The following is a 12,885-nucleotide window of genomic DNA, read 5'->3' on the forward strand; positions in this document are numbered from 1 at the left end:
AAACGACTTGATTCTATTCAACCTTTTTGAACGAATGTAATGGGGTTTTTATTTCCTTTCTTTTTTTGGCTCTCGGCATTTATTGCCACTACCATAACGATTCATTTTCTCAATCAAAATGAAGTGAAGCCACGCTTCGTTGGGAGTGTGAAGTTTCTAAAGGATATTCCCATTTCAAAGCTAAGAACGTTTTCTCTCAATCAAATACCCCTTTTGATACTCAGGCTCTTGATACTTTCACTTCTGATCTTTCTTTTATCAAATTATTATTCGTTGTTACAACCTGATTCCACCTCTGCTCGCGTTGCTTTAATTCATCCGTCACTTCGAAACAGAGTGATTGAACAGGATAATTCAAATCTGATTCGCACGCTTGATTCTCTGAAAAAAGATGGATATGAATTACGGCAATTTCAGGAAGGCTTTCCTGAAACCAATTTTGAAATCTTCGGTACTTCAAAAGGTCAAGAAATTGAGCCTTTTGCGCATACTTATTGGTCACTATTAGAAAAAGCCTCTGCGCAATTCCCCGGACGTCCGCTTTATCTTTTACTTCCCAATCAGTTGAAGCTTCACGGAAAGGCTGCGGAAATCTCAAACCCAATTGAGATTCAACCTTTTGAAATACGTAACGATTATTCACTTCTTAGCGCTGAGCCAATAAATACCGATACCCTCAGAGTGTTTATTTCTAACAGTAAAGGAGAAGTTCTTACACATTCTTTGAAAATTGGGGATATTGAAAATGAGTATCCGCAAACCTTTTCGAAATCTCATCTCTCCGCCTTTTATATAGAAGGCAAGAAGAACGAAATTGGATTGGCTTTTGCTTCAAACGAATCGAATCAACCCGCACGCTTTTCTTTTCCACTTGATACACTTCGTGCGGCAATTGTATTTGATAAAGAATATTCTAAAGAAACGGCTTTGGCTCAAATGCTATTAGAAGCCACATTTTACGGGAGATTGCATCGCATTGAACGGATGAACAACGTTTCGTTTTTTTCGAAAAATGAAAAGTTTCAATTGGTTTTTTGGTTATCCGCTTCTCTAATTTCAGATTCACTTAAGGGATGCATACCCGCATTCCTGACTGTGCCTACGTCGAGTAATGAAGAATCTATTCAACTTGACACATTTCGTCTTCTTTTGGGAGAAAGAAATTTTGTGATACGAAATGTGAAACCTAATAGTGAAAATACTCTTCAAGTACCTTCTATTCCATTACTGATAGCAACTGATGGAACATCCCTCATTGAGGTTAAGCAAAATCAATTTGGTTCAATTCACTTAAGAATCAATTTTCCCTTAATTGAAAATTATTTTTCATTTCAACCTGAATTCGCCGAGCGAATAGGAAGCTTCCTTCGTTCATATTTTACGACCCCTCTTCATTTTAAGACTTCTCAATTGGCGGCTAGTCAAACAATGATGACGGCTCAAAGCCTTTTGCCTAAATCAATTTTTAGTCAGGAGCGTTCAAACTTGGTAAAAGAGAAACAGCCACTCAACGATACACTCGAAAAAATTCTTTGGGTGATTCTATCGCTCTGCATCATTTTCGAGCGATTTTGGTGTTTTTCACCTTTTCGCTTTGAATTCACAAATTTTGTAAAACGCACGCCCGTATCAATTGAATTGTAACGAAGAAAAGAAATTATAGAAACCGATGAACAGTGAAACGACAATCATTAAAGAGCGCTCCTTCGAAGAGAATCCATCCACACGGATGACTCGCTCAGCTTTCGATATCTACTTTCGATATGAACAACGGCGGCAATTTTTGGGTTTTGTTTTCAAAGCATTGACTTTAAGTTTTGTCGTCTATTTGCTTTTTCTTCTTGACTCTAACTTTGTGTTTTGGCAAAAGTTAGGTCTATATCTTCTCATCAGCGCAATTTCTCTTGCATTGTTTTTGATTGCTGATGAACGTTTCCCGCTTTCACGAATGGATGTGGCAAAGCATCTTAACCGTTTTTTCAACGAAACAGAAGAAAGTTCTGATCTCTTCCTGAGGGATTCCCAAACACTTACTCTACTTGAGCGACTTCAGGTTCAGAAAGTCAATGCATCACTCCACGATTTAATGTCAACAAAGGGACTTTCATCCTTACATCCGCCAGTCACGCTTAAAACGCGGTTCTTTTTTTTCGGAGCTGTTGCACTAAGTGCTTTTCTACTACTTTTTCCAAAAAGCAATTTTCGGATGTCAGGTCCGACGCCCCTCCCCTCGGGGATTTCGACCATTGCCCCGAAGGGCGTCTCTTCTATTGTTGTTCGGGTTTCTCCTCCTCCGTACACGAACCTTCACGATACCACTTGGTCGTCTTTCAATTTCACTACTGTTGAAGGTGCCAAGGTTCATTGGCAAATTGCATTTCAACGGGTTCCTCAAAAATCGATTTTAGTATTTAATTCTCGGGATACAATTGCTCTTCAACCCGTGAACCCTTCGTCCGAAAAGTCACTTATCTTTGAAGAATTCGCGACTCTTCGAGAAAATGCCATTTACTCGCTTTATGTCGATTATGGTGATGGATTTGAGCGTTCTGAACTCTACGCCGCAATGATTTCTCCGGATTCGCCACCGACTATTTTGGTGAGTTCGCCTAAAGAGGCACGAACAACCATTGATGGATTCAAGTTTTTTTCTCAACCTTTTTTGCAAAATATTGAGATACAAGCGAGCCTGACTGATGATTATGGGATTTCAAAGAGTGAGATTGTAGCCACAGTTGCGAAAGGGACAGGAGAAAATGTAAAGTTTCGTGAAAGCCGCTTTCCATTTTCAAAACAAGAAGGAAGTCAATACGGAACTTCATTAAACTTGAAATCTCTTGGGATGGGTGCCGGTGATGAATTGTATTTCTTTATTGAAGCCACCGATAATCGAATTCCATTCCCGCATAAAACCCGCTCTGATATTTATTTCATCTCAATTACCGACACCGCTATTCAAAATGAAAGTGAAAGCTTACAGTTTTCGATAAAGGTAAAACCGGAGTACTTCCGAAGTCAGCGGCAGATTATTATCGATACAGAGAAATTGATTCAAGACCGAAAATCAAAACCCACCTCGGCATTTGGAGAGCGCTCCGAAGAGATTGGCGTTGATCAAAAGGTTTTGAGACTTCGCTACGGAAAATTTTTAGGAGAAGAGTTTGAATCCGTTATTGGTAAAGAGGCGCTTGATGAAGAGGTTTCAAAAATTAAAGCGCAAGCTGCCGCAGATTCATCGAAAACAAAGGAACATCCTTTGATGCGATTTGTGAAGCATGTGCATGACGAGAACTGCGGGCATAATGCCGCTTCAAGTCAATCAAGCGAGCCTGAAAAACCAAAATCAAGTGAAGATTTGATGATGGCCTTTGCACACATTCACGATACCGAAGAAGGTGCCACATTTTACTCTGATGATATCAAGGCACAACTCAAAGCCGCACTTGCAGAAATGTGGAATGCCGAACTTTATTTGCGAATGCATGAACCTCAAAAAGCCTTACCATTTGAATACAAAGCACTTAGAATTATCAAGGATCTCCAGCAAAAGTCGCGCATCTATGTGCAACGCGTAGGGTTTGAATCGCCGCCGCTTAAGCCTGAAGAAAAGCGGTTTACGGGGGAATTGGATAAAATTCAAAATCCAAAGTTTATGCGGCGCGGCTTCGATCGAGATTCGCTCAAGTTTATAACGGAGTCGCTTCAATTGTTTTCTTACCTTCGCCGCTCTAATGCCACACCTCCTGATTCTTTGATTGACGCTTTAGAACTTGCTGCAGTTTATGTGAATCGAAAGTCGCTTGAAAATCCGCTTGCTTTTCTTTCAGCCTTGAAATCACTACGGCTCACGCTTGATCTTTTACACACGCATGTAATTCCCTCAGAGCAAGCATTTGCAGAAGCCGAAAAAATTCTATGGAAACTCATTCCCGCAACACGTTCACCAATCGCAAAATCCGGTTCATCGGCGTCGCCATTTGGCGTTCACTATCAAGAGCTATTAAGGCGAGACAAGCTGGGAGTGAATTGATGGCAAGTTATTCTTTTTCGTTTCTTCAGCAACTTGTTTTTCGTGAGGCGAAAGGTTGGGTATTACTTTGGCTCACCATTTCGCTTGTATTGTTTGGAGTAATGGTCTTTAAGGAATGGCGAACGCGCTTAAACCCTCGGTTTCCACTTCGACTTTTGGCATCATTCATTGCTTCGGTCATGATTTTTCTCCTTGGCTCAGGTGCAGGATTTGAATCGAAAACAAATTCTCGGTCAACCGTTCTTCTCATTCTACCCGAAGGTTCTTCGGATTCCCAAAAAGTAATGCTTGATGAGGCACTTCGCTTTGCGGATTCACTTGGCGCGAATCAACGTGCGGTACTTATACGATCGCAAAACTTCGATGACGGGTCTGAAAATGAAATATTGCCCGGAAACTTTAGGCAAGTACATAGAATTGAAGAAGTCCTCCGCCAATTAAATCTAACTGATTCGCTGTTTCTCTTTGGAAACGGACTGCTAAACAATGAGCTTCCTCTACTTGAACCCTTTTCTTTCGTTCATGTTCATCCTTTTATCCGAAACTCAGGTTTTGTTATTACTTCTCCGCAAGCGATAATACAGTCGGAGCTTTCAACACTCTGCGGCTATTGGCAATCTGCTCGATTGCAGAATGATGCTGATCTGCCAGATCTCATCACGATTGAGCATCCCGGAGGAAAGCGAGATAGCATCTTCAACCCAAATGGGAATGATCGCTTCGTGTTTCGTTCCTTTCTTCAAATCCCCGTTTCAGGTTATTATTCATTTTTCTTACAAGCATTTCGAAGCAATACATTGATCGGTTCAGAAACCCTTCATGTAGAAGTTAAGGCGCCACGAAAACTTCGTGTGTTAATGCTTTATCAAACGCCAACTTTTGAACTCACCACACTAAAAAATCATTTGGCTTCACTTGGGCATGAGATTTATGAACATGTAAAATTCAGCAAAGCACGCACGCGAACGGAATCTATAAATCCGTCAACGGGGAAAAAATTGGAGCAATATGGCGACTTCGCCGCGTGGGATGTGCTCATTACAGACCCGGCATTTCTCTCATTTTTATCGCCCAATTCGCTTCGTGCGCTTCAATCCGCGATTTCAAATCAAGGCCTCGGGCTGATGCTCTATTCAACATCTGCACGGGTCTTACAAACGCAATCACTCCAGTTTATAACTTCACTCCAACTGCCGTTTAAGGAAGTTTCAGGCGATAAGGAATTCAAGCGCGACCTGTATTTTGTCAACCTTTTGGGCGAGCCCGAAGCCGCCACTCTTCCCGAACCAGCCCTGAATTTTCTTAAACGAAATCCATCCTATTCTCAACAAGTACTTGCTTCTATTGACAACGGTGGTGGAAGCAAAAGACCTGTTGCAATTTTTGAATCATTTGGCAAAGGGTCTATCATCTCCCTTGCATCCCTAGAAACAAATATTTGGCTTCGCTCCGGCAATGGTCGTATTTACAATATGTTTTGGGCAACACTTTTTCGCTCTTTGATACCAAAGCCATCTGTAAGCCTCAATTCCATCACGCCTTTTGCAACAGAATCTTTTCCATTCGACTTTTCTCTCTCTTATTCTGAAGCACCTTCAAAGATCCCAAAAGCCCTTTTCACTTCAATCGACGGGAGTATTCGAGATACGATTTACTTTCGGCAGTCGATTTTTAATCCTACAGAATTCCACGCAACGCTTTACCCAACACAAAAAGGATGGCATCGCATCGTCCCACTTACTGATAGCTTAATCCCTATCCAAACCACCCTTGTAGAAAAGGCGCAAAGCGAGCCATTGGAATTTGATTTTTTCGTCTATCCCCAGCAGAATTGGGAAATAGCGAATTCAATAATGAATATCAATTCGACCATCTCCTCACTCATCATCTGGCGCAATCAATCAAAGTCGTTTAATACAAGTTCCAAGAGTTTAGATTCGAATATGCTTGATCAGCCATTTAATCTTGTGCAATGGAAATCCCTCCAACTTTTGCAGGCATTTTTGCTATTGCTTTCGCTCTCTTATTTATGGCTTGAAGACAAGCTTCGCTCTTGACGCCGCTCACAACTCATTATTTTTAGAAACCCCTTCACGCTTGTCGCGTAAAAAGGTGGCTCTTTCTTAATTCAAAACGGGTCACTATCTTTTCAATAGAACCTGACCTTCTCTAAGCTACTCGTCGACTTGTTAAAACAGAACTAATTTTATTTATGAAACTGATTTGCTTTAAGGAGCTTAGCCTTTCCTTTCCACTTGGTCTCCAAATTAATAGAGGCGCATACACTATACTTCTCCTTGCCATTACACTCCTTTTCTTTTGCGAACTTGCCTCAGCGCAAGACCCGAAGTTCAATCAAAATGCCAAAGATCGGATGAAGGATAATTTTGATGAAGCGGATAAAGATGTTCTCACGTTGCGATTTAATGACGCTCTCAATGGGAATCCGGTGAAGGATGGTGAAGTCGAAATCAAAGGCATTGGGAAGTACACCACAGATTTTGAAGGCAAAGTGCAATTTCCCATACCTGAAGAAGATGGCTACTACGCTGTTTCATTTCGCAAAGAGGGCTACATCGAAACCGATCTTAAAATTGAAATCGTTGCCGGAACAATCTTCTTCAACCGAATTTCGGTATCACCTAAAATGAATATCAAACAAATTCGCGTCGTGCTCGATTGGGATGCCGAACCTCGCGACCTTGATGCGCATTTCAAAAAACGTGGCGGCTATCATCTTTCCTACCGCAATACGCGAACCCTTGCCGATGGACAAGGTCAACTTGACCGCGACGATATGGATGGCTACGGCCCCGAAACCATTACCGTTGCCGAGGCCTCGCTGCGAAGCGTTTATGAATATTATGTGCATGACTATACCTATCGAACGGCTTCCGGTTCAACAAAACTCACCAAATCAAAAGCAACCGTCAAAGTCTATGGCGATGGAAAACTATTGGATGTGATTGAAATCCCACGCGAAGGCACGGGCACTGTGTGGCGGGTCTTTCGCATCGAGGGCGGAAAAGTTGTGAGAGAGAATCGCCTCTCGGAAAGAGAATAAATCGCGTTAACCCCATCGTCATTTCGAACGAAGCGACATGTATTGAGAAATCTCAAGCTTTCACGCCCCTCTTGTCACTCCGGCTTGTCCGGAGTCTGGCAAGAAAAAAAGGGGTGGTTGAGCCTGTCGAAACCACCGCCCGTAGGCTACCCGAACCGTCTTTTCGAACGAGGCAAAGCGGAGTGAGAGATTTATCATAATTTCTTAAAGGATTCGTTTCAATTTTGAAGCTATAAATTTATAGTATATTTGATTTAAACCCGATATCAACTATGGCTCAAGAAAACGAATTTAGAATTTACTTTGAAGGTTCTTCTGTCATAAACTCAGAAATCAGTGTTTCTGAACTTGCGCCCGCACTCTTGGCTTTAAATGAACTCATTAATGAAGCCAGTCATGCAATTGATCCTCATTCAAACACAACCTATAATCTTAATGTTAAAGCATTTAGCAAAGGGTCGTTTATCATTGATTTGTCTGTAAATGATGTTTTAAAATCCATAATCGAGTTTTTCTCCTCCAAGGATGGACAATTTATCATCTCTCTTTTAGGTCTTTTAGGAATTAATGCAAAAGATGGTCTTCTTGCTCTAATCAAATTTGGAAAAAACCAAAAACCGAAAACAACGATAGAAATCGATAATGGAAGTAAGGTTAGGTTGGAGTTTGATGATGGAAGAGTAATTGAGGTAAAAAATGGAGCAGATCGGTTATACCAAAATATTGCCGTCAGAAAGGCCGCAGAGAAGGTATTTAAGCCTTTAGAGAATAAAGGGATTGATGAAATAAAAATTATTGGAAAGGAGGAGATTATTTTTGAAGCAAAAAAGGAAGACCTCCCAGCATTTCAAGTGTCAACAAAAAGTGAAGAAATCATCATTAGTGATAAAATAGAAGTTAAGTATTTGTCTATTGTTTCACTTGCATTTAAGGACGATAATAAATGGCGTCTAACCGATGGAAGCAGCACTTTTTCAGTCTCGATTCACGATGAAGCTTTTGTTAACCGAATTAAATCAAATCGTGAGATATTTTCAATGGGTACGATTCTCAAAGTTCAAATGAGAATCATTGTTTATAACACCACTGAAGGAATTAAAACAGACTATCAAGTTCTTAAGGTTGAGGAAAACATTCCACCTGCCCAACTCACTTTAGATTTCAAGTAGTTCTCTTTATTGTCACTCCTGATTTCCTGAGACACATAATAAAAAAATGGTGGTTGAGCCTCTTGAAACTTCCGCTCATAATCTTACATCATTGTCATTTTGAACGAATCAACGCGAAGTGTGAAATCTCACGTTTGCTTAGGAGATAAAGTGATTATTCAAGAGATTCATTCTTTGCGCTTCCCTTCCTCTTCCCGCTTTTACCGCTTTTACCGCTTTTCTCTTCCGTGAAAAGCTCGGCGGTGTATTTCTCGTAAAGGCTGAATAAAAACTCCATCCGATTCGCATCGCTCGTAAAGGGCTGCGGACGGTAAGCCAAATCCACCGCCTTATCCAATTCCTGATGCGCTTTTACCAATTGTGGCGGCATTGTGAGCGGGTCATATAAAACGGCTAATGAACTTTGCGGAAATGCTGCACGCGCCTCCATTACCTTCTGCGCCGCGTCTTCAATCGCTTTCACTTGCTTCTCACTCGGATTCTCCGGCCACGGGAAGTTGTTGTAAACTAATTCATTTGAATAGCGATAATCACTTTTTATCCTACCACAAATGTATTTCACCCAAGACATGTGAAGATTTGACATCAAAACACCAAAATGAAAATGTGTAGCTCCTTCAATGTATAAACAACTATCGCTAACTATCGAATTCTTATCAAAAAAACCCATCGGAATATATTTTCTATTTTCAGATGAGTGCCTAGGTATTAATACATATTCATTTTCTGGTTGTCTATTTTCTCCAAAAAGTGATGGAAATTGGGCAAGTTTTTGGGTAGATTTTCGCGAACTTCTTGAACGATGTTTTCTAACGTTTTCAATTCTTTCATTGATAAGTTCTAAATCATTTAGTAATCGAGGTTCAATATCTTTAAGCCACAAACACCACCTTTTTTCACCATTTAAGAACTCGTATGCACTAATCAGTGGTCTAAATAATTTTTTTGAAGCTGGTTCTTTACTTATAAAAATATTTTTTTCTTCATCAGTAAAAAGAAAATTACCGCCATCATTAGGCATACTACCAAAAGAAATTTCTATAATATTGCAAATCGGTTTTCTTTTTTTTGTTATGATTATATCCTTTGCATCCACTAAATATGGATTTATATTTTTTACTTTTATCTTGTGAGGTTCCCCTTTAATGTCTTCATAATCAAAATATCTTTGTTTAGTGTATCAAAATTTGCAAAACCTATAATAACGCAATAAACGGCGGCTTTTCCTTTGGCTTCGTTGCTCCACTTAAAGGTGCGGTGAGCAAAGTGAATTTTTATTTTATATTTTTGAAGCAAAACTCTCCATAAAATTCCCACCTGTTCGCCTTGTACAATCGAATTTGTAGAAACAAACGCCACTTTCACCGTTGAATTTTGAATTAAACGCGCTGCTTTTACATACCAACCAGTTACAAAATCCAAAACGCCACTCCCTTCAATTTCATCAAAAAGGCGAGTAATTTGGTCTCGCTGTTTTTGCGCCATTATTTTAGAACCGCTAAACGGTGGATTTCCAATGATGTAGGAAAGATCATTTTTAGGGATAAGGGTTTCCCAGTCCATTTCAAGTGCATCACCGTGAACAATTTTTGCGGATTTTTTCAGCGGAAGCCGTGCAAAGTATTGGCCAAATTCATTGCTAATTATCATATTCATTTGGTGGTCGATTAGCCACATTGCTACTTCGGCAATCCGCGCCGGAAATTCTTCTATTTCAATGCCATAGAACTGATCGACATCGAGCCAAATAATTTCATTAATGGAGGTAAAGAGGCCGTTTTTATAGAGCGCCCGCAGAATTTCGAGTTCAAGCAAGCGGAGTTCTCGGTAGGTAATCACCAAAAAATTGCCGCACCCGCAGGCGGGGTCTAAAAACCGAAGTGATTTCAGTTTTTTATGAAATTCTTTCAGTTTAGCGGCGTTGCCTTTTGCCTTTTCAAATTCCTCCCAAAGTTCATCCAAAAAAAGCGGTTTAATGAGTTTGAGAATATTGGTTTCGCTGGTGTAGTGTGCGCCCAAATTGCGGCGTTCTTCGGGGTTCATAACACTTTGGAACATTGAACCGAAGATGGAGGGTGAAATTTTGCTCCAATCAAGGTAGCAGCAATTGAGCAGCGCGGTTCGCATTTTGCTATCAAAACTGGCGGTGGGCAAATTTTCTTCAAAAAGCCGACCGTTTACATAGGGGAATTCTGCAAGCTGTTCATCAAGATTTTTAAATCGGTTTTCCGTTGGCGTATTCAGCACTTGAAAAAGCTCTTGGAGTTTAGCGGCAAGGTCGCTGCCATCGGGGTTGGTGCGTTCTTCAATAAAATCTTGAAACTGGCATTTATTGAAAATGGTGGTGTCTTCTGCGAAAAGGCAAAAGAGAAGACGGACTAAGTACAATTCAAGCGGGTGACCGGTGTAGCCAATTTCCTCCAACCTGTCGTGGAGTTTGCCCATCAATTCCGCGGCTTTAATATTGGCGGGGTCTTGCTCTTTATAAACTTTTTTCTGATAGCCCAAGAGGAGGCCAAATGCTTGGACATTATGAACGAAATCGCGCAGATGAAATTCTTGGAAGGAGTAGTTTTCTAAGTCGTGCAGTCGGAAGCGTTCGAAATCGGAGACGAGAATAAGTTTGGGGAGTTCAAAGTCACTAAGTCCGTGAAGATATTCCTTTGCTTGTTCATAGGCTTTATCAAGATTTTTCCCACGGCTTTTCATTTCAATGAGTATCATCCCACGCCAAAGCAAATCGATGTAGCCTTCGGCGTTGCCCAAAGTTTTCACTTTTCTCTCAAAAGTTGCAACGCGTTTTCGGCTGATGCCAAAAACATTAAAAAAGTCAATCAAAAACGGCTGGGCGTCGCTTTGTTCACTTTCGGCATTTTCCCATTCTTTGGAGAAGGCTATGGCACGCTCTTTTATCTCGTTCCAACTTAACGGCATACTTGGTTTCGCGGGTTAATGGGATTGTCGTTTTTTGATTAACAGCAAAGATACTCGAGAAGGCTTGAGTATATCAAAAGCTGTGATTAAAGTGCAATCAATCATTTACATCGTGTAATGAATTCATCATTTCAATCTTATTTAATTACACGAGATTTAACTGATTGAAGAGAAGAAAAGAGAGATTCGGGTTCAATCGCTTAACTAAGCATTTCATTAAACCTTCTTTCAACGAACTTAATGATTTTAAAGAGACCGTAACAACCAAGAAGAAAAGGGGCAAGGGTAATAAAGCCCATCGAAATAAAAGTCATTCCCATTGGAAAAAGAATACCAAGCAGCAAGATGATTGAACGAAAGAATTGAATTGTTTATTCATTCTTTACCTAAAACAATCCAATGGCGGATACACAAATAAAAAACAGTACCAGAATGCCAAGAGGAAGAAGTTCTTGAATTGACATTTTAGAAAATTCTTCTATCGCCAAATCGTAGAAAATCTTGAATAACCCGCCAATAAGGATGAAAACGAAAATAAGTGCAAGCAAACCAAACATAAGGATTCTACGAATTTTCTTGAAGATACGACTTACTCACAAATACACACGAGAATTTGAAACAGCCCTTGGTAATGTTGATGAAAGATGGAAATCGCAATAGCTTTTGTAGCAGAGGAAGCCGCCAAATTTATCTTTGATACACTTTTAATATCTGATTTTTTTTAATACAGAACCTATTATAACAAGAAGAGTTTTGTTTACAAATCATCAAAAAGTTTACTAAATTATTTAGAAAGATACGCTCACTAAAGGATTTTAATCTATCCCAATTCTAATTTTAGCTTCCTTTATGAAGGATAATTCATTTCAGGCTTTAATCGCAATTTTTTGTTTCTTTTTTTTATTCTGCTGCATAGTAGCACCTTTTGCAGCGGTTGGCATTTCAATTCTTGGTTGTGTAGTAGGCGCCCTTTATGTTTTCTATAAGATTTTCTTAACAACATTCAAATACTTTAAAGACTCTGATCCGGAGGAATACAAAAAAATCAATCGAATGTTCTAATTGCTTTCAAGGATTGTTTTAATTCTCCTACACAAACTTCTTTTTAATACCTCAGACACTCTTCCATCTTCAAATTCCCCGCGCAAATGTAAGGTTTCACTACCAGCGAGCACTCTTCCCACAAATGCTTTTTAACTTACCTCATTTGGGTTTCTTTCTTATTAAAGCCATAATAACGATTCATAAGCATATCCAATTGATTTAGAATACATTCAGTTTTATGTTTTAATCAATAATATTCAGAGAATACAGTTTGTATTGACAATAGGGCTCAGGAGCTTGTGGAAGTTTTGACCTCACCCCAACCCTCTCCAATTCAGCGAGCGCGATAGGCTCGCTTGGAGAGGGCGTAATTGTATCAAAGCCGAAGCATAACCGACTCACTCCGGAGAGGATGCTTGATATTATGAGTGATGTATGTTTGATTCGCGATACAGCCTTAAGAACCCGGATTGCATCAAAACTGATGGGAGGTGCGCGATGAGAGTTTTCGTATATGAGAATGGCCGCTTAGTTGGTGATATAGAAAAAGCGGAATGTGGCGGTTGGTTTGCTTACACACTTAATGGAAGTGAAATCAATGAAACTTATTGGTCAAGAAAAAAGGATGCGATTAAACACTTAAA

General features: G+C 40.0%; 9 protein-coding genes. 5 read left to right on the top strand and 4 right to left on the bottom strand.

What is annotated here, in order from left to right; translation table 11 throughout:
- Positions 1–39: 39 nt before the first annotated feature.
- The 4 genes from SFU91_07870 (at position 40) to SFU91_07885 (ending at position 7,094) form a co-directional block, all read left to right on the top strand.
- Positions 40–1,644: a BatA domain-containing protein gene (locus SFU91_07870; protein ID MDX2128936.1), complete on the top strand. Its 1,605-nt coding sequence runs from the start codon at positions 40–42 to the stop codon at positions 1,642–1,644.
- 25 nt (positions 1,645–1,669) lie between these two features.
- Complete coding sequence (locus tag SFU91_07875) at positions 1,670–4,030, top strand: hypothetical protein (GenBank protein MDX2128937.1); 2,361 nt, start codon at positions 1,670–1,672, stop codon at positions 4,028–4,030.
- The gene (locus SFU91_07880; GenBank protein MDX2128938.1) at positions 4,030–6,087 is read left to right on the top strand and encodes a hypothetical protein; all 2,058 of its coding nucleotides are present in this window, start codon (positions 4,030–4,032) and stop codon (positions 6,085–6,087) included. The genes SFU91_07875 and SFU91_07880 overlap by 1 nt, the downstream gene beginning before the upstream one ends.
- Before the next feature lie 155 nt (positions 6,088–6,242).
- A complete protein-coding gene (locus tag SFU91_07885; GenBank protein ID MDX2128939.1) occupies positions 6,243–7,094 on the top strand; it encodes a hypothetical protein in 852 nt (283 codons plus the stop codon).
- 60 nt (positions 7,095–7,154) lie between these two features.
- Here the strand turns inward: SFU91_07885 and SFU91_07890 are convergent, their stop codons facing one another.
- A complete protein-coding gene (locus SFU91_07890; protein MDX2128940.1) occupies positions 7,155–7,292 on the bottom strand; it encodes a hypothetical protein in 138 nt (45 codons plus the stop codon).
- Positions 7,293–7,366: 74 nt separating this feature from the next.
- Between SFU91_07890 and SFU91_07895 the strand changes: the two genes are divergently transcribed.
- Positions 7,367–8,263: a hypothetical protein gene (locus SFU91_07895; protein MDX2128941.1), complete on the top strand. Its 897-nt coding sequence runs from the start codon at positions 7,367–7,369 to the stop codon at positions 8,261–8,263.
- Between the two features lie 154 nt (positions 8,264–8,417).
- Here the strand turns inward: SFU91_07895 and SFU91_07900 are convergent, their stop codons facing one another.
- The 3 genes from SFU91_07900 to SFU91_07910 all read right to left on the bottom strand — a co-directional run bounded on the left by SFU91_07900 (position 8,418) and on the right by SFU91_07910 (position 12,643).
- Positions 8,418–9,359: a type IIL restriction-modification enzyme MmeI gene (locus tag SFU91_07900; protein ID MDX2128942.1), complete on the bottom strand. Its 942-nt coding sequence runs from the start codon at positions 9,357–9,359 to the stop codon at positions 8,418–8,420.
- A gap of 26 nt (positions 9,360–9,385) precedes the next feature.
- Positions 9,386–11,197, bottom strand: a complete 1,812-nt coding sequence (locus tag SFU91_07905; protein ID MDX2128943.1) for a DNA methyltransferase — start codon at positions 11,195–11,197, stop codon at positions 9,386–9,388.
- Positions 11,198–12,484: 1,287 nt separating this feature from the next.
- Positions 12,485–12,643 carry a hypothetical protein gene (locus tag SFU91_07910; protein ID MDX2128944.1) on the bottom strand — a complete coding sequence of 53 codons (159 nt, stop codon included), beginning with the start codon at positions 12,641–12,643 and terminating at the stop codon, positions 12,485–12,487.
- Between the last annotated feature and the right edge of the window lie 242 nt (positions 12,644–12,885).

The sequence above is a fragment of the Chloroherpetonaceae bacterium genome (assembly GCA_033763895.1).
Classification (GTDB): domain Bacteria; phylum Bacteroidota; class Chlorobiia; order Chlorobiales; family Thermochlorobacteraceae; genus JANRJQ01.

What these genes read in the sequence shown, in the direction of transcription:
- SFU91_07880 (MDX2128938.1), top strand. Translation starts at nt 4,030, where the DNA reads ATGGCAAGTTATTCTTTTTCGTTTCTTCAGCAACTTGTTTTTCGTGAG.
- SFU91_07905 (MDX2128943.1), bottom strand. Translation starts at nt 11,197, where the DNA reads ATGCCGTTAAGTTGGAACGAGATAAAAGAGCGTGCCATAGCCTTCTCC.
- SFU91_07890 (MDX2128940.1), bottom strand. Translation starts at nt 7,292, where the DNA reads ATGATAAATCTCTCACTCCGCTTTGCCTCGTTCGAAAAGACGGTTCGG.
- SFU91_07885 (MDX2128939.1), top strand. Translation starts at nt 6,243, where the DNA reads ATGAAACTGATTTGCTTTAAGGAGCTTAGCCTTTCCTTTCCACTTGGT.
- SFU91_07875 (MDX2128937.1), top strand. Translation starts at nt 1,670, where the DNA reads ATGAACAGTGAAACGACAATCATTAAAGAGCGCTCCTTCGAAGAGAAT.
- SFU91_07895 (MDX2128941.1), top strand. Translation starts at nt 7,367, where the DNA reads ATGGCTCAAGAAAACGAATTTAGAATTTACTTTGAAGGTTCTTCTGTC.
- SFU91_07870 (MDX2128936.1), top strand. Translation starts at nt 40, where the DNA reads ATGGGGTTTTTATTTCCTTTCTTTTTTTGGCTCTCGGCATTTATTGCC.